This window comes from Variovorax paradoxus (genome assembly GCF_902712855.1).
In the GTDB taxonomy this organism is placed as follows: domain Bacteria; phylum Pseudomonadota; class Gammaproteobacteria; order Burkholderiales; family Burkholderiaceae_C; genus Variovorax; species Variovorax paradoxus_Q.
Genome location: NZ_LR743508.1, coordinates 79,096 through 100,658 on the forward strand (window position 1 = coordinate 79,096; position 21,563 = coordinate 100,658).

Annotated in this window: 22 protein-coding genes and 3 pseudogenes; 11 read left to right on the plus strand and 14 right to left on the minus strand. The window is 67.8% G+C overall.

Translation table 11 applies throughout. The features are described from left to right. The 4 genes from AACL56_RS26855 to AACL56_RS26870 form a co-directional block, all read right to left on the minus strand. A complete protein-coding gene (locus tag AACL56_RS26855; RefSeq protein ID WP_339093030.1) occupies positions 1-714 on the minus strand; it encodes a GNAT family N-acetyltransferase in 714 nt (237 codons plus the stop codon). A 56-nt stretch (positions 715-770) separates the two neighbouring features. Then, a complete protein-coding gene (gene gstA, locus AACL56_RS26860; RefSeq protein ID WP_339093031.1) occupies positions 771-1,382 on the minus strand; it encodes a glutathione transferase GstA in 612 nt (203 codons plus the stop codon). A gap of 95 nt (positions 1,383-1,477) precedes the next feature. Next, a complete protein-coding gene (yghU, locus tag AACL56_RS26865) occupies positions 1,478-2,347 on the minus strand; it encodes a glutathione-dependent disulfide-bond oxidoreductase (RefSeq protein ID WP_339093032.1) in 870 nt (289 codons plus the stop codon). Beyond that, entirely contained in the window at positions 2,344-2,526 is a 183-nt protein-coding gene (locus tag AACL56_RS26870) for a hypothetical protein (RefSeq protein ID WP_339093033.1), read from the minus strand. The genes yghU and AACL56_RS26870 overlap by 4 nt, the downstream gene beginning before the upstream one ends. 180 nt (positions 2,527-2,706) lie before the next feature. On the opposite strand from AACL56_RS26870, the gene AACL56_RS26875 reads away from it, so the two are divergent. Next, complete coding sequence (locus AACL56_RS26875) at positions 2,707-3,624, plus strand: LysR family transcriptional regulator (RefSeq protein ID WP_339093034.1); 918 nt, start codon at positions 2,707-2,709, stop codon at positions 3,622-3,624. 70 nt (positions 3,625-3,694) lie between these two features. On the opposite strand, the gene AACL56_RS26880 is transcribed toward AACL56_RS26875, so the two are convergent. The 4 genes and pseudogenes from AACL56_RS26880 to AACL56_RS26895 all read right to left on the minus strand — a co-directional run. Continuing rightward, on the minus strand, positions 3,695-4,651 hold the full coding sequence (locus tag AACL56_RS26880; RefSeq protein WP_339093035.1) for a helix-turn-helix transcriptional regulator: 957 nt from the start codon (positions 4,649-4,651) through the stop codon (positions 3,695-3,697). Between the two features lie 77 nt (positions 4,652-4,728). Further along, positions 4,729-5,433, minus strand: coding sequence for a fumarylacetoacetate hydrolase family protein (locus AACL56_RS26885; protein ID WP_339093036.1), 705 nt, complete (start codon positions 5,431-5,433; stop codon positions 4,729-4,731). Positions 5,434-5,517: 84 nt separating this feature from the next. Then, a pseudogene (locus tag AACL56_RS26890) lies at positions 5,518-6,273 on the minus strand (ABC transporter substrate-binding protein); the annotation flags it as partial. Further along, a pseudogene (locus AACL56_RS26895) lies at positions 6,272-6,502 on the minus strand (LLM class flavin-dependent oxidoreductase); the annotation flags it as partial. The pseudogenes AACL56_RS26890 and AACL56_RS26895, both read right to left, overlap by 2 nt. A 232-nt stretch (positions 6,503-6,734) precedes the next feature. Between AACL56_RS26895 and AACL56_RS26900 the strand changes: the two are divergent. The 5 genes from AACL56_RS26900 (at position 6,735) to AACL56_RS26920 (ending at position 11,612) form a co-directional block, all read left to right on the plus strand. Further along, positions 6,735-7,994: an acyl-CoA dehydrogenase family protein gene (locus tag AACL56_RS26900; RefSeq protein WP_339093037.1), complete on the plus strand. Its 1,260-nt coding sequence runs from the start codon at positions 6,735-6,737 to the stop codon at positions 7,992-7,994. Beyond that, positions 7,991-8,971 carry an ABC transporter substrate-binding protein gene (locus AACL56_RS26905; RefSeq protein WP_339093038.1) on the plus strand — a complete coding sequence of 327 codons (981 nt, stop codon included), beginning with the start codon at positions 7,991-7,993 and terminating at the stop codon, positions 8,969-8,971. The genes AACL56_RS26900 and AACL56_RS26905 overlap by 4 nt, the downstream gene beginning before the upstream one ends. After that, entirely contained in the window at positions 8,968-9,591 is a 624-nt protein-coding gene (locus tag AACL56_RS26910) for a cysteine dioxygenase (protein ID WP_339093040.1), read from the plus strand. The genes AACL56_RS26905 and AACL56_RS26910 overlap by 4 nt, the downstream gene beginning before the upstream one ends. Further along, entirely contained in the window at positions 9,588-11,210 is a 1,623-nt protein-coding gene (locus AACL56_RS26915) for a rhodanese-related sulfurtransferase (RefSeq protein WP_339093041.1), read from the plus strand. The genes AACL56_RS26910 and AACL56_RS26915 overlap by 4 nt, the downstream gene beginning before the upstream one ends. 180 nt (positions 11,211-11,390) lie before the next feature. Next, entirely contained in the window at positions 11,391-11,612 is a 222-nt protein-coding gene (locus tag AACL56_RS26920; RefSeq protein WP_339093042.1) for a hypothetical protein, read from the plus strand. Positions 11,613-11,692: 80 nt separating this feature from the next. Here AACL56_RS26920 and AACL56_RS26925 read toward each other — a convergent pair whose 3' ends face one another. The 4 genes from AACL56_RS26925 to guaD all read right to left on the minus strand — a co-directional run bounded on the left by AACL56_RS26925 (position 11,693) and on the right by guaD (position 16,367). Next, positions 11,693-13,153: a DEAD/DEAH box helicase gene (locus AACL56_RS26925; RefSeq protein ID WP_339093043.1), complete on the minus strand. Its 1,461-nt coding sequence runs from the start codon at positions 13,151-13,153 to the stop codon at positions 11,693-11,695. A 129-nt stretch (positions 13,154-13,282) separates the two neighbouring features. Beyond that, entirely contained in the window at positions 13,283-14,167 is an 885-nt protein-coding gene (ypfJ, locus tag AACL56_RS26930; protein ID WP_339093044.1) for a KPN_02809 family neutral zinc metallopeptidase, read from the minus strand. A 183-nt stretch (positions 14,168-14,350) separates the two neighbouring features. Further along, the gene (gene dcd, locus AACL56_RS26935) at positions 14,351-14,917 is read right to left on the minus strand and encodes a dCTP deaminase (protein WP_056519644.1); all 567 of its coding nucleotides are present in this window, start codon (positions 14,915-14,917) and stop codon (positions 14,351-14,353) included. A gap of 163 nt (positions 14,918-15,080) precedes the next feature. Further along, positions 15,081-16,367 carry a guanine deaminase gene (gene guaD / locus AACL56_RS26940; protein WP_339093045.1) on the minus strand — a complete coding sequence of 429 codons (1,287 nt, stop codon included), beginning with the start codon at positions 16,365-16,367 and terminating at the stop codon, positions 15,081-15,083. A 223-nt stretch (positions 16,368-16,590) separates the two neighbouring features. On the opposite strand from guaD, the gene AACL56_RS26945 reads away from it, so the two are divergent. Next, on the plus strand, positions 16,591-16,947 hold the full coding sequence (locus AACL56_RS26945) for a hypothetical protein (RefSeq protein ID WP_339093046.1): 357 nt from the start codon (positions 16,591-16,593) through the stop codon (positions 16,945-16,947). A 167-nt stretch (positions 16,948-17,114) separates the two neighbouring features. Then, a pseudogene (locus tag AACL56_RS26950) lies at positions 17,115-18,299 on the plus strand (PepSY-associated TM helix domain-containing protein). A gap of 19 nt (positions 18,300-18,318) precedes the next feature. Here AACL56_RS26950 and AACL56_RS26955 read toward each other — a convergent pair. Further along, a complete protein-coding gene (locus AACL56_RS26955) occupies positions 18,319-19,428 on the minus strand; it encodes a BMP family ABC transporter substrate-binding protein (protein ID WP_339093047.1) in 1,110 nt (369 codons plus the stop codon). 143 nt (positions 19,429-19,571) lie between these two features. On the opposite strand from AACL56_RS26955, the gene AACL56_RS26960 reads away from it, so the two are divergent. From AACL56_RS26960 to AACL56_RS26970, 3 genes are all read left to right on the plus strand, one after another. After that, positions 19,572-19,742 (plus strand): hypothetical protein, encoded by a 171-nt coding sequence (locus AACL56_RS26960; RefSeq protein ID WP_339093048.1) that lies wholly within the window; start codon positions 19,572-19,574, stop codon positions 19,740-19,742. An 8-nt stretch (positions 19,743-19,750) separates the two neighbouring features. After that, positions 19,751-20,170, plus strand: a complete 420-nt coding sequence (locus AACL56_RS26965; RefSeq protein ID WP_339093049.1) for a GNAT family N-acetyltransferase — start codon at positions 19,751-19,753, stop codon at positions 20,168-20,170. Between the two features lie 85 nt (positions 20,171-20,255). Next, positions 20,256-20,873, plus strand: a complete 618-nt coding sequence (locus tag AACL56_RS26970; RefSeq protein WP_339093050.1) for a tRNA-uridine aminocarboxypropyltransferase — start codon at positions 20,256-20,258, stop codon at positions 20,871-20,873. A gap of 205 nt (positions 20,874-21,078) precedes the next feature. Here AACL56_RS26970 and arr read toward each other — a convergent pair whose 3' ends face one another. Next, positions 21,079-21,474 carry an NAD(+)--rifampin ADP-ribosyltransferase gene (gene arr, locus AACL56_RS26975; protein ID WP_339093051.1) on the minus strand — a complete coding sequence of 132 codons (396 nt, stop codon included), beginning with the start codon at positions 21,472-21,474 and terminating at the stop codon, positions 21,079-21,081. Between the last annotated feature and the right edge of the window lie 89 nt (positions 21,475-21,563).

The window sequence follows — 21,563 nt, forward strand, 5'->3', positions numbered from 1 at the left end:
TCAGGAAGGCTGCCGCAGCGCGTCGAGCGACACGCGCTGGCGGCCCTGTGCGTCGAAGTTCCCGGGCGACAGCCAGCGCTCGAAGGCGGTGCGCAGCGCGGGCCATTCGGTGTCGACGATCGAGAACCATGCCGTGTCGCGGCTGCGGCCCTTGTAGACCACGGCCTGGCGGAAGATGCCCTCGAACTGGAAGCCCAGCCGCGTCGCGGCGCGCTTCGACGGCTCGTTGAAGTTGTCGCACTTCCACTCGTAGCGGCGGTAGCCCAGCGCGTCGAAGGCCAGCTTCATCAGCAGGTACTGCGCCTCGGTGGACATCGGCGTCTGCTTGAGCAACGGCGAGAAGGTGACGCTGCCCACCTCGATGGCGCCGTGCGCCGGGTCGATGCGCATCAGCGCGAGCGTGCCGACGGCGCGGCCGCTGTGCCGGTCGACGACGGCGAAGTGCATCGGATCGGTGCTCTTCGCGGCGCGCTCGACGTACGCACGCGTGCCTTCGAGGTCGGCGGGGCGTTCGGAGAACAGGTAGGTCCAGTCGCGGCCGTCGGGCGCCTGCGCGTAGGCGGCGTGCAGGTCGTCGGCATGGCGGGCCGCGTCGAGCGGCTCCAGCGTGCAGAAGCGGCCCTCGATGGGCTTGCGCGGCGGAAGCGCGCGGGGAGCCCATTCGGGCACATCCGGGCCGATGGACTGGTCGAACTCGTTGCGGCGGACTGGCATCTGCGTCTTTCAGGATGGGGGTAGCAATGACGCCGGATTCTGCGGCAACGGCCTGGTCAAGCGCGCTGGAGTCCCTCGGCTTCCTGCGAAGCACGGACGCTGGGCCGCTGCGCCATCCGCGCCATGAAGCGCTGGATCGCAGGGTAGCCGGAGATGTCGAGACCCACGCGCGAAGGCCAGGACAGCACGTTGTAGAGGTAGGCATCCGCCACCGAGAACTGCGTGCCCAGGACGTAGTCGCGCTCGGCCAGATGCTCGTCGATGTAGACGAACTTGCTGGTCAGGTTGCCTTCTGCAAACCTGGCCTTGGACTCGTCGCTCACGAGCGGAGAGAACATCACCGCCATGCCCTTGTGCAGATCGCTCGCCACGAAGTTCAGCCATTCGAGCGCCCTGTAGCGCTCCATCGAACCGAACGGCGGCAGCAGCCTGGCTTCGGGGTGCCGGTCCGCGATCCACTGCAGGATGACAGCGCCTTCCGTCAACAGGTCGCCGTCATCGAGCTTCAGCGCGGGCACGAAGCCTTTGGGCGTGACCTGGAAGTAGTCGCCTTCCAGGGTGGTCTTGGTCTTGAAGTCCACCTTGACCAGCGTGACATCGAGGCCGGCTTCGCGAAGCGCGATCTGCGAAGCGAGGCCGCACGAGCCGGGGGAGTAATAGAGTTTCATGAGGGTCTTGCGTGATGGGTCCCGTGAAGGGACGGAGTGGACCGCTCGCGCGGCGAGCGGCTGGAAAAAAACGCTGTCTTCGGCAAGTCAGCGGTTCAGGGGGTCAGCGTGTCGAAGTCGGATGCATCGTGGCGCTCGCGCAGGAATTCGCCGGGCACGGACGAGGTGCGGTTGACGCGCCTGCCGCGGGCCACTGCCGGCCGGGCGCCGACGGCCCGGTACCAGCGCAGCAGGTGCTGGTACTCCTCGACGGCCAGGAACTCGTGCGTCTTGTAGACGCCGTAGAGACTGCCGGGATACCAGGGCAGGACCGCCATGTCGGCGATGGTGTATTCGTTGCCTGCCAGGTATTCGTGCGAAGCCAGATGCGTATCGAGCACATGCAGCTGGCGCTTGGCCTCCATGGCGTAGCGATCGATCGCGTATTCGATCTTCAAGGGTGCATAGGCGTAGAAGTGGCCGAGGCCGCCACCGACGAAGGGCGCGGAGCCCATCTGCCACATCAGCCAGTTCAGCGTCTCGGTCCGCGCACGGCGCTCGGTCGGCAGGAAGGCGCCGAAGCGCTCGGCCAGGTACACGAGGATCGAGCCGCTCTCGAAGACGCGCAGCACCGGATCGACGGAGCGATCGACCAGCGCGGGAATCTTGGCGTTCGGGTTGATGTCGACGAAGCCGCTCGCGAACTGGTCGCCCTTGAAGATGTCGATCAGCCAGGCGTCGTATTCGGCATCGGAATACCCCGCGGCGAGCAGCTCCTCCAGCAGGATGGTGATCTTCTGGCCGTTCGGGGTGCCTTGCGAATACAGCTGCAGCGGGTGCTTGCCCACCGGCAGTTCGCGCTCGAACCTGGCACCGGACACCGGGCTGTTGATGCTGCCGAACTGGCCGCCGTATTCGTGTTTCGGGCTCCAGACCTTGGGCGGCACGTAGCCCGCGGGCAGGTTGTCGAGGTGAGATTCGTTCATGTGGACTCCTGGGTGTTTGATTGACTGCTTGGGGGGTTGAAGAGAGGCGCCGCGCCGATCCGGCGCGTGTATGTCGCATGGGCCTGCGGCCCCTTGTCCCAGTGCATTCCCATGCCTGCGCCTTCCCTGCCGATCGCCGCCGCGATGGCGGCCACGTGCTGCTTGGTGATTGGTTTCATGCGACGTCCTCGATAGTTGATGGGTCGCAGTCTGAGAGCGCGCCTGGCAAAGATCGAGACGGGAAGCTGGAATTGGCTATTGCATCAGCTGCAACAATTCCGCTTGAAATGGGCTCAAACTCGCGCCCAACCTCTGAACTTGTTCTTAGTAGGAGAACAAAATCCCGAAGGAGCGACACGGTGGACCGTCTTCAATCGATGCAGATCTTTGCCCGCGTGGTGGACATGCACAGCTTCAACCGGGCCGCCGACAGCCTCCTCACCTCCAGGTCGCTGGTGACGCGCGCGATCAAGGACCTGGAGCAATTCCTGGGCGTGCGCTTGCTGCAGAGGACCACGCGGCACCTGAGCCTGACGCCCGAAGGCACCGTCTACTACGACCATTGCAAGCGCCTGCTGGCCGACATCGAGGCGGTGGAATCGAGCTTCCCCGCCAGGGCCGGCAATCCGCGCGGGCGGTTGCGCGTGGACATGACGCTGTCGCTGGCCCGACTGGTGGTCATACCGGCCCTCAAGGACTTCCAGGCGCGCTTCCCGGACGTCGACCTCATCCTGACGATGAGCGACCGGAAGGTCGACCTGATCCAGGAAGGCGTGGACTGCGTGGTCCGCACCGGAACCCCGGAGAACTCGGGCACGCTCGTCGCGCGCCGCATCGGCGCGTTCGACTGGGTCACCTGCGCGTCGCCGACCTACATCGCCCAGCACGGCGAGCCCAGGACCCTGGACGACCTGGCGCAGCATCACTCGGTCGGCTACCTGTCGAGCCAGACGGCGCGGCCGTGGGACTGGCATTTCGTGGTGAACGGAGAAGACCGGTTCATCGCGATGCGCGAGCATCTCGTGGTCGACGACATCGACGCCTATGTGGCCTGCGGCGCCGAAGGCCTGGGCATGGTCCGGGCCGGTAGCTACATGGTGCTGCCGTACCTGCTCAGCGGGCGCCTGCGCCGTGTGCTGAGCGATTTCTCGGCGCCGGCCATACCGCTTTCCGTGCTCTATCCCCAGAATCGCCACCTCTCGCCGACCGTGCGGGCCTTCGCGGACTGGGTCGCAGAGGTGGTCAGGGAGGCAGAGGCAGGTTGGCGCGTCAACTGAGCCGTCCTTGCAGCCGCCCGATCGCGGCCGCGTGTCGGCAGCCTTGCCGGCTGTCGGTGAAGCGCTTGCCTCAGTTGCCGCGCGAGGCCGGGCGCGTTGTCCGGGCGTGCGTGCCGGCGACATGGTCGCGTCGGAAGCTTCGCGGCGTGCTGCCCACCCACTGCCGGAACCGCCGGTTGAAGTAGGCCTCGTCGGCAAAGCCGCACTGGTGCGCGATCTCCCGCACCAGCATCGAGGTCGACGACAGCAGTTCCTTCGCGCGCTCGATGCGCCGTTCGGTCACCAGGTCGGTGAAGGTGCGGTCGGTCTCCTTGCGCAGCAGGTTCGCGAGGTAGTTCGGCGACAGGAACGCGGCGGCGGCCGCATCGGTCAGCGACAGCGGCTTGTCGAGGTTGTCGCGCACGTAGCGCACCACGCGCTGCAGTGCGTCGCGCTGCGACGTCTTGCCGTCGTGCGCCACCGAAAGCCGCATCAGCGCCTGTTCCTGCCGCATGCAGGCCAGCGCAATGACCTGCTGCACGATGCCGCGCATCGCGATCTTCGCGCCGAAGCTGCGGCCGCTGTTCAGCGCATGCAGCTCGTCGAGCCAGCCGCGGATGCGCGCGAAGTCGGCCTCATCGAAGGCGAAGTCGACGTACTCCTGGAACAGGAAGGGTGCGAGGTCGGGATAGCGCGCAAGCGGCACGTCCTCCAGGTCGAGCGCATCGACGTCGAGTTCGGGCCACATGAAGCGCTGGTCGAAATTGACGATGCAGTACAGCGCCTCGGGCGGATGCGGGATCACGTGCACCCGGTACGGCAGCACGAAGCTCAGGTGGCGCGGGCCGAAGGGCCGCACCTCGCCGCCGATGGCCTGCCGCGAGCTGCCCTCGATGCCGATCTGGATCTGGAAGTACGCATGCCGGTGCGGCAGCGTGAGCTCGTTGCGCGCGCCCTGGAAACGGATGTCGAAATCGAGATGGTCGGCTCGCTCGTGCATGCCGTAGGTGCGCACGGACGTGGCGGAAGAAGAGAGAGGGGAACGCATCGTGGCGGGCAGGTCGGCAGGCTTGTGCCGGCGAGCGTACGCCAACTCGCGGCCCGGCGCGCGGGCCGCAGCCCGCGTCAGACCACCACGACCTCGAGCGCGCCCACGCCCGCCACCGTTCCGCGCATGCGGTCGCCGCGCTGCACCGCCGCCACGCCGGCCGGCGTGCCGGTGAAGATCAGGTCGCCGGGCTGCAGCGCGAACAGGGTCGACAGGTAGGCGATGGTGTCGGGCACGTTCCAGATCATGTCGGCCAGGTCGCCGACCTGCCGTTGCGCGCCGTTGACCTCGAGACGGATCTCGCCGGCCGACGGGTGCCCGGCCTTGGCCACGGGCACGAGTTCGCCGCAGGGCGCGGAGCCGTCGAAGGCCTTGCCGGTGTCCCAGGGGCGGCCCATCTTCTTGGCTTCGCTCTGCAGGTCGCGGCGGGTCATGTCGAGGCCGACCGCGTAGCCGTACACGTGCGAGAGCGCATCCGACGCGGCGATGTCCGAGCCGCCGCCCTTCAGCGCCACCACGAGTTCGATCTCGTGGTGCACGTCGTTCGACAGCGCGGGGTATGTGAACTCGCCGCCGTCGGCCACGATGGCGTTGGCCGGCTTCATGAAGAAGAAGGGCGGCTCGCGGTCGGGGTTGTGGCCCATCTCGCGGGCGTGCTCGGAATAGTTGCGGCCCACGCAGAAGATGCGGTTGACCGGGAAGCGCGCGCGTTCGCCCTGGATCGGCAGCGAGTGGACGGGCGCGGGGGAAATGGCGTAGGTGGTGTCGTTGGCGTTGGTCATGCAACCGACTCTAGCCACCGCAACGCCGCGCCGGACGCACGCATCTACGCGAGTCTTGGACTCAGCTACGTTTTCGGCGCGCCGTCATCCGGCCACGCCGAAGCCCGGGTCGAAGGTGTTCTTCACATCCAGCGGCTGCCTGATGAGCCCGACCTGCCGGTAGAAGTCGGCCGTGCCCTGCTGGTCGGCGATGACCTGCGCATCGATCGGAACCCACTTCTGCTGGCGTCGCTCGAACTGCAGCCTGGCGGCCTCGGGCGGGATGCCGATGATGCGCGCCAGCGCGGCCGAGTAGGCATCGACGTTGCGGTACGACCAGAGCTGCGCCTTCACCACGCGCTGCAGGAAATCCTGCAGCACCGGCCGCTTGGCCGCGATGGCGCCGTCGGTCGCCGCGAGGTAGCTCAGCCCCGGCAGCAGGCCGCGTCCGCTGACCAGCACGCGCGCATGGTGGCTCACCTCGGCCAGCGCGGTGTAGGGCTCCCAGGTGGCCCAGGCATCGACCGAGCCCTGCGTGAGCGCGAGCTTGGCATCGGCGGGCGCAAGGAATCGGATGTTCACGTCCTCGGGCCTGAGACCGGCCGCGGTGATGGCCTTGAGCGTGACGTAGTGGCCGATGGACCCGCGGTTGGTTGCGATGCTCCTGCCCTTGAGGTCGGCCGCTGTCTTGAGCGGCGAGTCGGGCCGCACCAGCACCGCCGTGCCGTACGAGTCGGAGCGGTTCGCACCGATGGCCTTCACGCGCGTACCGGCAGCCAGCGCGAAGATGAGCGGCGCGTCGCCGATGGGGCCCGAGTCGACGGCGGCCGCATTCAGCGCCTCCGCCAGCGGCGCCGCCGATGCGCTCGGTCACCGAGGCGGCGTAGGCCACCGTGAGCGTCGCGTCGGGGCTGGTCGAATGGTGCGGCACCAGCACGCGGTCGAAGCCGGCCTGCTCGTGGGCCTGCGCGAAAGCGCGTACGTAGTCGCGGTCGAGCGCGGGGCCGTTGGCCGCGTGGATCTCCGAGACCTTCTGGCCCTGGATCATGCCGATGAATTCGACGCCGTCGTGCGGCTGTGGCTGGCTCATGGTGTTGTCCTTCTGCTTCTGGGGTGGGAGATGGAAGCCGGCCGGATCAGCCCGCGCATGCCTGCGCGTGCGGCCGCCGCCTGCGGCAGGCGGCGACGGTCCGACAGGAGATCCGGGTTCATGGAGCGAACCGTACCGGGACAGCCGCCGGAAGCGAACGCAGGAAAACGAGTTTCCATATGCGCGATGCATCGTTTTCGGGCGCCGGACGGGCCGCTAACGTGCCACCACCATGAGTGCACTCCCCTTGCGCCGCGCGGCATCCGCGCCCGACACTTCTCACAGCCCTCCAGCCTTTCCCTCCACCGTCGACGCCGCGGTGCTGGCCCGGCTGACGGCGCAGTTCGCCGCCACCGCCGCGGACCACGACCGCAGCGGTGCCTTCCCGCGAGAGAACTTCGATGCGCTGAAGGCGCACGGCCTGGTCGGGCTGGTCGCCCCTGCCGAGCACGGCGGCGGCGGGGCCACGCTGGCGACCGCACGCCGCGTGATCGCGGCGGTGGCGCGCGGCGAGCCGGCCACCGCGCTGATCCTCACGATGACCTACCTGCAGCACCACGCGCTGACGCGCGCCGACAGCCGCTGGCCGCCGCACCTGCGCGAACGCGTGGCGCGCGATGCGGTCGCGCATGGCGCGTTGATCAACGCCCTGCGCGTCGAACCGGCGCTGGGCTCGCCGGCGCGCGGCGGCCTGCCCGCCACCGTGGCGCGCCGCGATGGCGCAGGCTGGAAGCTCGACGGCCACAAGCTCTACACCACCGGCATCGAAGGCCTCACATGGCTCGCTGTGTGGGCCCGCACGCATGAAGCCGACGACGCCGCGCCGCGCACCGGCGTGTTCCTGGTGCCGCGACACGCGCCCGGCGTGCGCGTGATCGCGAGCTGGGATCATCTCGGCCTGCGGGCCTCGGGCAGCCACGAGGTGGTGTTCGAGAACGTCGCCATCGACCTCGACCATGCCGTCGACCTGCGCGTGCCCGCCGACTGGGCACCCGACGCGGGCAGCCAGACCGACATCGACGCCCATGCCACGCAGCAGGCGTGGATGACCGTGCTGCTCGGCAGCCTCTACGACGCGGTGGCCACGTCCGCGCGGGACTGGCTGGCGGGCTTCCTCGACCAGCGTGCCCCCGGCAGCCTCGGCGCGCCGCTGGCGAGCCTGCCGCGCGTGCAGGAACACGTGGGCGAGATCGAGGCGCTGCTGCGCACCAACCGCGTGCTGCTCGACGATGCCGCGGCAGCGGTCGACGGCGGCCGGGCGCCACCGGCCACGGACAGCGGCCTGCTCAAGTACACGGTGACGGGCAACGCCATCCGTGCGGTCGAACTCGCGCTGCAGCTCAGCGGCAACCATGGCCTGGCGCGCGCGAACCCGCTGGAGCGGCACCACCGCGACGTGCTGTGCAGCCGCATCCACACGCCGCAGAACGATGCGATCCTGGTGGCCGCGGGCAAGCGCGCGCTGCTGTCGAAGACGGGAGCCGCCGCATGACACCGCTGCTGTTCTCGACGGCCTCGCGCCGCAGCTGGCTGAAGCAAGGCGCGGCACTTTCCCTGGGCGCCACCGGAGCGCTGCGCGCCCTGGCGCAGCCGCAGGCGACGCTGGTCCTCGGCGACCAGGCCGGCGGGCTGCGCTCGCTGTTCGAGGCCTCGGGCGCGCTCGAGGGCGCGCCCTTCGCCTATCGCTGGGCCAACTTCCAGGGCGCCGCGCCGCTCTTCGAGGCGCAGCGCAGCGCGGCGGTCGACACCGCCATGGCCGGAGACCTGCCGGTGCTGGCCGCGGCGGTCGGAAGGACACCGCTGAAGATCGTCGCCACGCGCGTCGGCAAGGCCGATTCGCTGGGCATCGTGGTGCAGCGCGACTCGCCGCTGCGCAGCGTGGCGGACCTGCGCGGCAGGACGGTGATCGTGTCGTCCGCGCGCGGCAGCATCTCGCAGTACCAGCTGTACGGCGCGCTCGAGGAAGCCGGCGTGAAGCGCGAAGAGGTCACGGTGAAGTTCGTGCTGCCGACCGACGCGGCCGCCGCGTTCGCGTCGCGGCAGATCGACGCCTGGGCCGTCTTCGACCCGTACTACACGATCGCGCTGCAGCAGGGCGGACGCACATTGCGCGACGGACGCGGCATCAACACGGCGCTGGGCTTCATCACGGCCACCGAATCGTCGCTGGCCGATCCGGCGAAACGCGCTGCCATCGTGCAGTTCCTCGACCGCCTGGGCCGTGCAGGCGACTGGGCGCTGGCCAACCCGGAGGCCTATGCGCAGGCGTACAGCCAGCTCACGCGCCTGCCCATCGAGTCGTCCCGCATCATCACCGCGCGTGCGTCGGTGGCGGGCCGGCCGGTGAGCGAAGCGGATGTCGTTGCGCTGCAGGCGGTGGCCGACCGCTCGGCGCGCGACGGCATCCTGCCGGTGCGCGTTGACGTGCGAGCGATCACCGACGCGAGCGTGTGGAAGCGGCCGGCGTGACCGCGCCGTCCTCGATCGCGCCGCTGCGCGATTTCGTCGGCGCCTTCGGCCGGCTGCTCGACAGCGCGCCCGGCGAGCCGCGCATCCTCGCGGAAGGCGGTGCGCTGCTGCGAACCCTGGTGGCGCGCGACGACTGGCTGCCCGAGGCCTTCGCGCAGCCGGACCCGCTGCGCTACCGGCAGTTCCTGCTGCATGCCGACAGCACCGAGCGCTTCTCGGTCGTGAGCTTCGTGTGGGGTCCCGGCCAGGCCACGCCGGTACACGACCACACGGTGTGGGGCCTGATCGGCATGCTGCGCGGCGCGGAGTACAGCCAGGGCTTCGTGTTCGACGCTGAAGGCCACGCGCGGCCGCAGGGCGAGGCGGTGCGGCTCGACGCGGGCGACGTGGAGGCGGTGTCGCCCCGCATCGGCGACCTGCACCGGGTGCACAACGCGCATGCGGACCGCGTGTCGATCAGCATCCATGTGTACGGCGCCAACATCGGTGCCGTGCGGCGGCATACTTATCCGCCGGAGGGCGGGCGCAAGCCTTTCGTTTCCGGCTACTCCAACACGCTGCTGCCCAACCTGTGGGACCGCAGCGCCGAATTCAGATCCTCTTCTTCGACACCCGCATGACGACTGCCTCCTTTCCCGCCCTGCCCTTCGCCGCGGTGCGCGAGCGCCTGATCGCGCGCGACGAAACCGCCCTTCTCGACGTGCGCGAGGAAGACCCGTTCGCGCAGGAGCATCCGCTGTGGGCCGCCAACCTGCCGCTGTCGCGCATCGAGATCGAGGCATGGCGGCGCATTCCGCGGCGCGACACGCTCATCGTGCTGTACGGCGAGCACCAGGGCACCGACCTCGCGCCGCTGGCGGCGAAGACCTTCGCGGCGCTCGGCTACACGAACGTGCACCTGCTCGAAGACGGCCTCGAGGGCTGGCGCCGGGCCGGCGGCGAACTGTTCCGCGACGTGAACGTGCCGAGCAAGTCGTTCGGCGAGCTGGTCGAGCACGAGCGGCATACGCCGTCGCTCTCGGCCTCCGAGGTCCAGGCGCTGGTCGACAGCAAGGCCGACCTGGTGGTGCTCGACGCGCGCCGCTTCGACGAATACCAGACCATGAGCATTCCCACCGCCACCAGCGTGCCGGGCGCCGAGCTGGTGCTGCGCGTGCGCGAGCTGGCGCCCGATCCGTCGACGCAGGTGATCGTGAACTGCGCGGGCCGCACGCGCAGCATCATCGGCACGCAGTCGCTGGTGAACGCGGGCATTCCGAACCCCGTGGCCGCATTGCGCAACGGCACGATCGGCTGGAAGCTCGCGGGGCAGGTGCTGGACCACGGCGCGTCGCGGCAGGCGCCGGTGGCGGTCTCCGCCGAGCACCGCGCACAGGCACAGGCCGACGCGCGGCGCGTGGCGCAGCAGGCGGGCGTGCAGCGCATCGCGCTCGATGCGCTGCCCACGCTCGAGACGCCGGGGCGCACCGTGTACCGCTTCGACGTCCGAACGCCCGAGGAATATGGCGCCGGCCACCTGCCCGGCTTCGCCAGCGCACCGGGCGGACAACTGGTGCAGGAAACCGATCACCACGTGCCTGTGCGCGGCGCGCGCATCGTGCTGGCGGACGACGACGGCGTGCGCGCATCGATGAGCGCGTCATGGCTTGCACAGATGGGGTGGGAAGTGCATGTGCTGGACGAGGTGCCGGCGGCGTCCGCCTACGACGAGACGACGGCACCCGCCGCGGTGCATCCACCGGTCGCTGCCACCGTGAGCGAGGTCGCACCGAAGGAGCTCGCCGTATGGCTGGCGCAACCCGGCACTGCGGTCATCGACGTGACCACCAGCGCCAACTACGTGAAGCGGCACATCCCGGGCGCCTGGCATGCGATTCGCGCGCAGCTTGCGCAGGCGGTCGGCGCGGTCATCCCGGCATCGCAGCGCTACGTGCTGACCTGCGGCAGCAGCCTGCTCGCGGGCTACGCCGCGGCCGACCTGCGTTCGTGGCTCGATGCGAATGGCAGGCGCGATACCGAGGTGCTGCTGCTGGCCGGCGGCAATGCCGCGTGGTTTGCCGCAGGCCTCGATGCCGAGACCGGCGAAACCCGCCTGGCCACGCCGCGCACCGACCGCTATCGCCGGCCCTATGAAGGCACCGATGCGCCCGCAGAAGCCATGCAGGCCTATCTCGACTGGGAATTCGGTCTGGTCGCGCAACTCGGACACGACGGCACGCACAACTTCAAGGTGATCTGAAGCGAAAGGAGCGCCACCCGCTCGGCGCTCGGCAGCAAGGTCGGCGCGATGACGCTGGCGCCGGATACCGGCATGCAACCTGGCTGTGACACTGTTTCAGCCCGGTAAAGGCCGTCATCCGGCAACGGCAAGGGACGTTGGTTGGGCATACCGACAACAACTCGTTCCAGGAGCTTTGCCATGAGATTCGCTCTTCCTGCCCTGTCCGCCACCGCGCTGGCGGCCACACTGACCGGCTGCGTGGTTGCACCGGCACAGCCGGTGTATGCGGCGCCACCTGGCGTGGCGTATGTGGCGCCCACTTATGTGTCGCCCGGTGTGGGGTTCGTCTGGGCCTATCACCCGCGCTACGGCTGGGGATGGCACCACCCGCAGTACGGATGGCACCGCGGCTGGCGGTAACCGGGAACAACACCTGAGGCACGGCAGAGCCGGTTCCTCGATGTTCTCGAATGGGAGACGGGCTGCGCCTTGTCGAACGCTCAGCTCGGCTCGGCGCTCTTGAACAGCGCCGCGACCTTGCGCTTGCTCTTGATGTTGCTCGAGATGCCACGGGCCGGCGTTGCCTTGGCGGCGGCCTCCCATGCGGGCGTGGTGTCGGGCTCGCCCGGCTCGTAGGGCTTGTCGAAGAACGGGTCGCGCGGCGCGGCAGGCGCGCGATGCGGGCGTCCACCGCCGCGGCGGGCGTCCGCTTCGCGGCGTTCGCGCGGCTGGTCGAGCACGTCGCGTGCGTCGCCGGCTTCGCCTTCTTCGCGCCAGTGACGGCGTCCGTCGTTGATGCGGCCACGCGGACGGTCTTCCTCGAACTCGACCGGCTCGAGCTCGATCTTCTTCTTGATCAGCTTCTCGATGTCGGCCACGAGGCGCGCATCGTTGCCGCCGCTGGCGAAGCTCACGGCCAGGCCCGAAGCGCCGGCACGGCCGGTGCGGCCGATGCGGTGCACGTAGTCCTCGGCATTGAACGGAATGTCGAAGTTGAAGACGGCGGGCACGTCCTTGATGTCGAGGCCGCGGGCAGCGACGTCGGTGCACACCAGCAGATCGACTTCGCCGGCCTTGAAGGCGGCGAGCGACTTCAGGCGCTCATCCTGGCTCTTGTCGCCGTGCAGCGCCGAGGTGCGAAGACCATCGCGCTCCAGCGAGCGCGCAAGACGCGCGCAGCCGAGCTTGCTGTTGACGAACACGAAGGCCTGCGTGATGCCGCGCTGGCGAACGATCTGCTTGAGCGCACGGCGCTTGTCGTCGTCGGACACGCTGTAGAAATGCTGCTCGACGGTCGACGCCGTCTCGTTCGGCCGCGCCACTTCGATGGTGACCGGATTCTGCAGATAGCTGCCGGCCAATCGCTTGATCTCGGGCGAGAACGTCGCCGAGAACAGCAACGTGGTGCGCTGCTTGGGCAGGTAGCTCAGGATGCGCTGCAGGTCGGGCAGGAAGCCGATGTCGAGCATGCGGTCGGCTTCGTCGAGCACCACATACTCGACCTGGTTGAGCACCGCGTTCTTGGCTTCGATGTGATCGAGCAGGCGGCCGGGGGTGGCCACCAGCACTTCGACCCCCTTCTTCAGCTCCAGCGTCTGCGGCTTCATGTCGATGCCGCCGAACACCACGGTACTGCGCAGGTTGGTGTACTTGGCGTACAGCTTGATCTGCTGCGCGACCTGGTCGGCCAGTTCACGCGTGGGCAGCAGCACCAGAGCCCGGACCGGATGTCGCGCAGGCGAGGTCGAGGCGTTTTCGTGCTTGAGCATGCGCTGGAGCAGCGGCAGCGAGAACGCCGCCGTCTTGCCGGTGCCGGTCTGTGCGGCGCCCATCACATCCTGGCCCGAAAGCACGACCGGAATGGCCTGCTCTTGGATCGGTGTCATGGTCTCGTAGCCCATTTCGGCCACGGCGCGCGCCAGCGGTTCCGCCAGCATTAGATTGGAGAAGGAGCTTGTCATTGAGCCCGCTATTGTCGCACTGCCGCAAAAAACGGCAGTGACCGCAGCGTGACAACGTCCGCGACAGCGGAATTGCTATTTATTCAATAGCACTCGACGCACTGTTCATGCGCCATTCAAGGCCACGAATCAGAGGCTGCGGGCGTTGAAGGTGTCGCAGGCCTTGATGTCGCCGCTCTGATAGCCCGCGCCGAACCACCGCTGGCGCTGCGCGCTCGAGCCGTGGGTGAAGCTGTCGGGCACCACCGCGCGGCCCGCGGAACGCTGCAAAGCGTCGTCGCCGATCTTCTGCGCGGCGTTCATCGCAGCCTCGATGTCGCCCGGATCGAGCCACTTCTTCGATTCCTGCGAATGGTGAGCCCACACGCCCGCGAAGCAGTCGGCCTGCAGCTCGACACGGACGCTCATGGCGTTGTTCTGCGTCTGGCTCAGGCGATTGCGCATGCCGTCGACCTTGGCGGTGATACCGAGCTCGTCCTGCACGTGATGGCCGACCTCGTGCGCGATGACGTAGGCCTGCGCGAATTCACCGGGCGCGCCGAGCTGGTTCTTGAGCGTGTCGTAGAAGCCGAGGTCGATGTAGACCTTCTGGTCGCCGGGGCAGTAGAACGGCCCCATGGCCGACTGCCCGGTGCCACAGGCCGTGGGCGTCGCGCCGCGGAACAGCACCAGCCGCGGTGCGTGGTACGTGCCGCCGTTCTGCCTGAAGATGTCCGTCCACACCACTTCGGTGTTCCTGAGCACGGTCGAGACGAATGCCGCCTCGCGATCGTTCGACGGTGGCCTGGGCGCCGGCCCTTGCTGTTGCTGCTGAACCTGCGCGGGGCCGCCGCCACCGCTCAGCAGGCTGAGCACGGTGAGAGGATTGATGCCGAAGATCCAGCCTGCGATCAGCGCGACCGCGATGGTGCCGATGCCGATGCCGCGGCCGCCGATGAAGCCACCGCCCCCGCCGCCACCTTCGCCGCGGCGGTCTTCGACGTTGTCAGATTGTTCGTTGCCTTCCCATCTCATCGCGCTCTCCTTGCCGGCCGTTGGAGGAAGAGTTGCCGGTGGTCGCAGGATGGTACTTCGGAAGCCGCACGCTTCTGTAAGCGGGTATGCCAGAGATGCCGCGGAAGCGGCCTTGCCAGGCCGCAGGCATCGCCCCCGTTCAGAGGGACCGCAGCAGCACGAATGCGCGCAGTCTGGAGGCGGTCAGGTCTTCGGCAGGGTGACGCCGCGCTGGCCCTGGTACTTGCCGCCGCGATCCTTGTAGCTGGTTTCGCAGACTTCGTCGCTCTCGAAGAACAGCACCTGCGCACAGCCTTCGCCCGCATAGATCTTGGCGGGCAGCGGTGTGGTGTTGCTGAACTCCAGCGTCACGTAGCCTTCCCATTCGGGCTCGAAGGGCGTCACGTTGACGATGATGCCGCAGCGCGCATAGGTGCTCTTGCCCAGGCAGATGGTCAGCACGTTGCGCGGGATGCGGAAGTACTCGACGGTGCGCGCCAGCGCGAAGCTGTTCGGCGGAATGATGCAGTAGTCGCCGTGCATGTCGACGAAGCTCTTCTCGTCGAAGTTCTTCGGGTCGACGACCGTGCTGTGGATGTTGGTGAAGACCTTGAATTCGGGTGCGCACCGGATGTCGTAGCCGTAGCTCGAGGTGCCGTAGCTGATGATCTTGTGACCCGAGGATTCGCGCACCTGGCCCGGTTCGAAGGGCTCGATCATTCCTTCGTTCTCGGCCATGCGCCGAATCCATTTGTCGCTCTTGATAGACATTGAAAACACCCCAGTCTTCGCGCACTTCGTGTCGCGACGCCAACCCCCTCGAGGGGACAACACCAGCGGCCCGGAAAGCCGGTTCCGCGGTGTTCCTGCAAAAGGTGTCGCCGCGCTCGCTGGGTCGGCGATTGTGGCATGGGCCGGTTCGCCCTCCCGGGCCTCAGCCGGCCTGCGAGATCACCGTGCGCTCGACCAGCCGGTCGTCGCCCAGCACGATCATCGCGAACAGCATTTCTTCCAGTGTGTTCGCCAGCCGGGTCTTGCGTGCCAGCAGCGGCGTGGCCGCAGGGTTCAGCACCAGGAAGTCGGCCTCGCAGCCCGGCTGCAGGTTGCCGACCACGCCGTCGAGCCCCAGCGCGCGCGCGGCGCCGCCGGTGTGGCGCCACCAGAGCTCGGAGGGCGCGATGCTCAGGCCGGCCTTGGTCTGCCCCTCGCGGCCCACGTAGTACGCGGCCATCATGGTGTGGAACGGGCTGAAGCTGGTGCCGCCGCCCACGTCGCTGGCCAGCCCGTAGGGGTAGCCCACGCGGTCGGCCGCGCCGAAATCGAAGAAGCCGCTGCCCAGGAACAGGTTGCTGGTCGGACTGACGGCGGCGGCCGTCTTCGTATCGCGCAGCAGGGCACGGTCGGTGTCGTCGAGGTAGATGCAGTGCGCGTACACCGCGCGTTCGCGCATCAGGCCGAAGCCGGCGTACACGTCGAGGTACGAACGCGATTGCGGGTACAGCTCGCGCACCCACGCCACCTCGTCGCGGTTCTCCGCCACGTGCGACTGGATCCAGGTGTCGGCGTACCTGGCGGCCAGTTCACCCGCGCCGCGCATCTGCGCATCGGTGCTCGCAGGCGCGAAGCGCGGCGTGATCGCATAGCCCAGCCGGTCGACGTTGTGCCACTTGCGGATGAGCGCCTCGGTGTCGATCAGGCTCTGCTCGGTCTGGTCGCGCACGCCGTCGGGCGAGTGGCGGTCCTGCAGCACCTTGCCGGTGATCATGCGCAGGCCGCGGCGCTGCGCGCCCTCGAAGAAGGCATCGACCGAGGCCACGTGCGAGGTCGCGAAGGTCAGCGAGGTGGTCACGCCGTTACGCAGCAGTTCGTCGAAGAACACGTCGGCCACTTCGTTGGAGTGCGCGGGATCGACGAACCTGCTCTCGGCCGGAAAGGTGTAGTTCTCGAGCCAGGGCAGCAGGCCCGGCGAGGGCGAACCGATGATGTCGGTCTGCGGAAAGTGGATGTGCATGTCCACGAAGCCCGGCGCGAGGATGCGCCCCGGCAGGTGCGTCACGTCGGCGTCGGCATGTCGTGGGGCGACGGCGGCATGGCTGCCGGCGTCGAGCACGCGCTGGCGGCCGGTGCTGTCGGGGGCGATCACCAGCAGGCCGTCTTCGTCGAAAACGGGCTGGCCGGCGGCGTCGAATCGCAGGAGGGAGGCGCGGTAGGCTTTTTTCATCGTGGATGCGGAGGGTAATCCAGCCCTGCCGGCCCGCGATTTCCATGCGCATATGAGTGCTATACGCCGGACGCCCCCTCGGCGTTTCGGTGGGGGCCGTCTGCCGAGCCACGCGCGACCGGCGATGCCGGCGCACGGCAGAGCCTGGCTTCCATGCCGGATCACGCGACAGATACCATCCCGGGCGACGAGAACGCTCCCTCACACCAAGCAAGAAAGAGAAATGCGCGATTTCCTCTACTACTCGCTGATGCTCCTGCTCGGAATTGCCTGGTACATGTACGGACAGCGACTGCTGCGCAAAGGCCATCGCGACGAAAACGACGAACTGACCAAGGGGCCGCTGGGGCCGTTCGGACTCGTGATGACCGCCGTCATCACCTGCTGCCTTTTGTTCGCGCTGCTTCGCGCAGCGATCCGCAGGGAGATCTCGTGCCTCGGCAAGGCTTGCCACGGACAGCTCTACACCTTGGCCGAGAACGCCGGCGACTACTGGTCCAACATGTTCTTCCTGCTGTGGATGGTCCTCGGGCTCGGCTATGCGATCTACGTGACGCTGCGGATCTGGTTCCGGAACTGACTGGCTTCTCCACTTCCGAGAAACAGGGAGCCGTCGCCGCAACGCCCGCGGCGATTTCCATGCCGCGACGAGCCGCACGGCAGCGAGAGCATCCGGTTGCGCTTTTGGAGATAGTGAGAGCAATTCTTATTCTCCAGATCCACCTCAGGGGTGGTTCCGCCCTGACCGTGAGCGCCCTGGACCGCGCAGCATCTTCCGATATCGAGGCGCTTTATGGCGCTCACCACGACTGGCTGCGGCGCAGGCTCGGCTGGCAAGCACCCTCTTCCTGCTCCTGCTGTGCCCTGACGGGCCTGCCGCTGATCTTCTCGCACGAGCTCGAGGACGCGGCCGCCGTGCCGCTGCCGGTCGTGCCGGCCGCACTCGACGGACGGCGCGCCAGCATCGACACCATCGTCGAGAGCGCACGCCGGCGCTATCCCGCGGAGGTCGTGCGCTTCGTCTTCATCGACGACGACGAGCCGCGCGCCAAGGTCGTGATGGCACCGGCCGACAGCCCCGACCGCAGCCGCGACCACCGCGTCGAGTTCGACATGCGCAGTGCAGCCGTGGTCGCCGATGCGCCGGCGCCGGGCCCGCGCACCGGAACGGCCATGGCGTGGATCTCGCGCCTGCATACCGAGCTGGCCGCCGGGCCGGCGGGCGAATGGGTCCTGGCGGTGGTGGGCGCGGTGTTCGCACTGTCGGTGATCTCCGGCGTGGCCATCTAAGGCCCCTACCTGCGCAAGCTCGACTTCGGTGCGGTGCGCCATTGCACACGGCGCGTGCGCTGGCTCGACCTGCACAACCTGCTCGGCATCTCGATCGCGGTCTGGGCGCTGGTGGTGGCGCTCACCGGCGTGCTCAACGAGCTGTCGAGGCCGTTGTCGGCCCACTGGCGCCGCACCGGCATGAGCGAGATGCTGCAGGCATGGAAGGGCCAGCCCCCGGTGCTCTCTCCGGGATCGGCCGAAGCGGCCATGCGCACGGTGCAGGCCGCGTTGCCGGGACGCAATGTCACGAGCGTGATCTTTCCGAGCCAGTCGTTCTCGAACCCGCACCACTTCCTCATCTGGACCAACGGCAACACGCCGCTGACCCATCGGCTGTTCACGGCGGCGCTCGTCGATGCGCGCACCGGCGCCCTCACCGCCGTGGCGCCAATGCCCGCTTACCTGCGCGCGCTTCAGCTGGCGAGGCCCTTGCACTTTGGGGACTACGGCGGATTGCCGCTGAAGATCCTCTGGGCCCTGCTCGACCTGATCGCGATCGTCGTGCTGGGCTCGGGCGCGTACCTGTCGCTCGGGCGCCTGCGCGGAACGAGCGGCAACGCAGGTGCCGCCCGCAGTCGCCCGACACGACGGGCCCGGTGACGCTGCGCGGCCGGGACGGCTAGCGGCCCGCCCGCCCCTGCACGCCCTCGACCAGCCAGTTCATCTTGAGGATCTGCTCGTCGCCCAACTGCGTGCCCTTCGCGATCACGACATGGCCTTCGTTGTCACGCACATCGGCGGCCACGGCGCGAAACGGCTGCAGCTTGCCGGCCGCGATGTCGTTCTGCCGCGCAAGCACTTCGTCCTGCACCGCCTTGGGCACCTTGGTGCCGAAGTCGCCCACGCGAATCATCCCTTCCTTCACGCCGCCCCAGACGTTGCCGCTCTTCCAGGTGCCGTCGAGCACCGCCTTCGCGCGCTGGGTGTAGTAGCCGCCCCACTGGTGCGTGACCGCCACCAGTTGCGCGTCGGGCGCGATCCTGCGCATGTCGGAGTGGTAGGCAATGGCCATCTTTCCACGCTCCTGCGCCGCGGCCATCACGGCAGTGGAACCGGTGTGGAACGCGACCACGTCGGCGTTCTGGTTGAACAGCGCCATCGCCGCGTCGCGCTCCTTCGGTGGATCGAACCATTCGTTGAGCCACACCACCTTGACCTTCGCAGCCGGATTCACCGAACGCATGCCGAGCGTGAACGCGTTGATGCCCTGCAGCACCTCGGGAATCGGAAAGCCCGCGACATAGCCTGCCACGCCGGTCTTCGTCATGCGGCCGGCAGCGATGCCCGCGAGGTAGCGGCCCTCGTAGTAGCGCGCGTTGGAGGTCGCGACGTTGGGCGCGGTCTTGTAGCCGGTGACAGATTCGAACTTCACGTCGGGGAAGTCCTTCGCCACCTTCAGCGTCGGCTCCATGTAGCCGAAGCTGGGCGTGAAGATGAGCTTGTTGCCCTGCTGCGCAAGGTCGCGGATGACGCGCTCGGCATCGGCACCCTCGGCCACGTTCTCGACATAGGTGGTCTTCACGCGCGCGCCGAGTACTGCGTCGACGGCCTTGCGGGCCTCCTCGTGCTGGCGGACCCAGCCGGCGTCGGTGACCGGCGTGACGTACACGAAGCCGATCTTCAGCGGCGCCTGGGAAGGCGGGCTCTGCGCGAAAGCGGTGGATGAAAGACTGAAAAAACAGGTGGTCGCCCACGCCAGAACGGCGCGGCCCACGAGGTTTTTGTACATGGTGTTCCTCTACATGGCCCCGGGAATCAGAAACTCGCAGCGGGCCGAGACACCCACGCATGCGCCAGAGAATTCTAAGTCGCGCGTGGCTGGCTGCCTGTTCGGCGTTTCGAGTGACGTGCCTCAACAGGGACAATCCTCGGATGAGCCCAAGCTGGATGTTCCCCGTCGAAGCCGCAGATACTTCTGCTGAAGCCGGATGCCTGAAAAATCACCCACTCAAGTGCTGGACGGTCACGTCGTCGAAGACAGGCAAGGAGGTCGGCAGCGGCATCGAGCCCGCCGAACTTCGGCGCGTGCCCAAGCAGCGGTGAAGGTATCGATGCAAGTTCGCCAAGCAGTTGCAGACGATGTGCAAGCCATTCGCGAGTGCGACGTGTATGCGCATTCGAACCGTGACCGGGTTCGATTCATCGTTGCTTCGGTCGCCCAGGAACGCTGCCTGATTGCAACCGATGAGGGTCGCGTGCTCGGCTATGTCGTGCTCACGCACGACTTCTTCGGGCACGGTTTCATTTCTGTTGTGGTCGTCTCACCCGCGCATCGCCGCACAGGAGTGGGGTTGAAGCTCCTTTCGGCCGCCGAAGCCGTGTGCAGATCGCCGAAGCTCTTCACCTCGGCCAACCTCTCCAACCTGCCATCCCAGAAGCTCATCCTGAAGGCGGGCTTTCAACGCAGCGGCGTGATCGAGAACCTTGACGAGGATGACCCTGAGCTTATCTACGTCAAGTTCATCCGGTGACGCCGGAATTGCATTCCCTCAAGGTCCAAACCTGCCGGTCGTCGCGCCAAAGGTGATAGACATCCCTTCCACGCATCGTGTAGCCATGTCCGCCGCTTCCATCCCACGCCCCCAGTGCAACACTTGCCTGCGCCCGCTCAGCGCCTGCATCTGCCGCTGGGTCGCGCCCACCGCCCACGCGGTGGAGGTGCTGGTGCTGCAGCACCCGCTGGAAGTCCATCAGGCCAAGGGCAGTGCCCGACTGCTGCACCTGAGCCTGGCGCACTGCCGCGTGGTGGTGGGTGAGGCATTTGCAGCGCCGGTCTGGCCGGTGGACGGCAAGCGAACGCTGCTGCTGTACCCGGACAGCCTGGAGCATTCCGCACCGGACCTGCGGGTTCCAACCCCGCTACCGCCGGAGGGGCCGCCAGCCCGGTCGGGCCTGCGCCTCATCGTGCTGGACGGCACCTGGCGCAAAAGTCGAAAGATGCTCCACCAAAGCCCGCCATTGCAACAGTTGCCCCGCTTGGCGCTGCGCAACCTGCCGCCTTCGCACTACCGTATCCGCAAAGCCCATCAGCCCGACCAACTGTCAACCCTGGAGGCGACCTGCTACGCCCTGGGCCAACTGGAAGGCGCTGCGGCGCGGTTCCAGCCACTGCTGGATGCCTTCGACGGGTTTGTAGAGCACCTGGAACGAGCCGGCGGGCAGCGGAACGCTTGAGCTGGCGAGTCCTGCCCTCGACCGGGGGCTTCGGGGTTCACTCAAGCGACCAGCTCGATGGCTGGTTGGGGCCGGATGCGGTTCCAGACCGTGGCCCTGAGTGCTTCGCCAACTCAACCCACTGACTGGCTCGCGGTGCGCTCGCGCACGTGCACGTGCACGTGCAACTGCAGGATGAGGCCCCGCGAGAGGCCAGCCATCGGGATCAGTTGAGGATCTCTCCCATGCCGGCGCTGACACGCTCCTTCAGCTGCCGGATGTAATCCGGATCGAAGGGCTCCCAGGTATCCAGTTCGCCGACGATTCGCAACGGCTCCCTGCTCCGGTACGAGCGCGTCGGGTTGCCCGGGAACTTCTTGTCGGTGACGTTGGGATCGTCTTCGTAGGCCCCAGTGGGCTCGACGATGTACACGCGGCCACGGCCGTCGCCCTTCGCCATTTCCGCAGCCAGTCCGGCGCCCTTGGGCCAGGCGGTGAAGTAGATGTGGTTCATCACGACGCGGGTGTCGTAATTCGATCGGAAGCCGGCCTTGAGCAGATCGCCCACCCTGAGGTCTGCCCGCGTGCCATGAAAGTAGGGGCCGCCGTCCAATATAGTCATCGCGGATCACTCCTGCACAGACAGAAAAGCCGCGCAGTCTACCGCTGTCAGCCGTGCCCCGCGGTCCAGGCTTCGATACCGATCGGCCC

Excerpts from the sequence above, each read along its gene's own strand:
- AACL56_RS26855 (WP_339093030.1), bottom strand. The coding sequence starts at position 714 with ATGCCAGTCCGCCGCAACGAGTTCGACCAGTCCATCGGCCCGGATGTG.
- gstA (WP_339093031.1), bottom strand. The coding sequence starts at position 1,382 with ATGAAACTCTATTACTCCCCCGGCTCGTGCGGCCTCGCTTCGCAGATC.
- yghU (WP_339093032.1), bottom strand. The coding sequence starts at position 2,347 with ATGAACGAATCTCACCTCGACAACCTGCCCGCGGGCTACGTGCCGCCC.
- AACL56_RS26870 (WP_339093033.1), bottom strand. The coding sequence starts at position 2,526 with ATGAAACCAATCACCAAGCAGCACGTGGCCGCCATCGCGGCGGCGATC.
- AACL56_RS26880 (WP_339093035.1), bottom strand. The coding sequence starts at position 4,651 with ATGCGTTCCCCTCTCTCTTCTTCCGCCACGTCCGTGCGCACCTACGGC.
- AACL56_RS26885 (WP_339093036.1), bottom strand. The coding sequence starts at position 5,433 with ATGACCAACGCCAACGACACCACCTACGCCATTTCCCCCGCGCCCGTC.
- AACL56_RS26900 (WP_339093037.1), top strand. The coding sequence starts at position 6,735 with ATGAGTGCACTCCCCTTGCGCCGCGCGGCATCCGCGCCCGACACTTCT.
- AACL56_RS26905 (WP_339093038.1), top strand. The coding sequence starts at position 7,991 with ATGACACCGCTGCTGTTCTCGACGGCCTCGCGCCGCAGCTGGCTGAAG.
- AACL56_RS26915 (WP_339093041.1), top strand. The coding sequence starts at position 9,588 with ATGACGACTGCCTCCTTTCCCGCCCTGCCCTTCGCCGCGGTGCGCGAG.
- AACL56_RS26920 (WP_339093042.1), top strand. The coding sequence starts at position 11,391 with ATGAGATTCGCTCTTCCTGCCCTGTCCGCCACCGCGCTGGCGGCCACA.
- AACL56_RS26925 (WP_339093043.1), bottom strand. The coding sequence starts at position 13,153 with ATGACAAGCTCCTTCTCCAATCTAATGCTGGCGGAACCGCTGGCGCGC.
- ypfJ (WP_339093044.1), bottom strand. The coding sequence starts at position 14,167 with ATGAGATGGGAAGGCAACGAACAATCTGACAACGTCGAAGACCGCCGC.
- dcd (WP_056519644.1), bottom strand. The coding sequence starts at position 14,917 with ATGTCTATCAAGAGCGACAAATGGATTCGGCGCATGGCCGAGAACGAA.
- guaD (WP_339093045.1), bottom strand. The coding sequence starts at position 16,367 with ATGAAAAAAGCCTACCGCGCCTCCCTCCTGCGATTCGACGCCGCCGGC.
- AACL56_RS26945 (WP_339093046.1), top strand. The coding sequence starts at position 16,591 with ATGCGCGATTTCCTCTACTACTCGCTGATGCTCCTGCTCGGAATTGCC.
- AACL56_RS26955 (WP_339093047.1), bottom strand. The coding sequence starts at position 19,428 with ATGTACAAAAACCTCGTGGGCCGCGCCGTTCTGGCGTGGGCGACCACC.
- AACL56_RS26960 (WP_339093048.1), top strand. The coding sequence starts at position 19,572 with ATGAGCCCAAGCTGGATGTTCCCCGTCGAAGCCGCAGATACTTCTGCT.
- AACL56_RS26965 (WP_339093049.1), top strand. The coding sequence starts at position 19,751 with ATGCAAGTTCGCCAAGCAGTTGCAGACGATGTGCAAGCCATTCGCGAG.
- AACL56_RS26970 (WP_339093050.1), top strand. The coding sequence starts at position 20,256 with ATGTCCGCCGCTTCCATCCCACGCCCCCAGTGCAACACTTGCCTGCGC.
- arr (WP_339093051.1), bottom strand. The coding sequence starts at position 21,474 with ATGACTATATTGGACGGCGGCCCCTACTTTCATGGCACGCGGGCAGAC.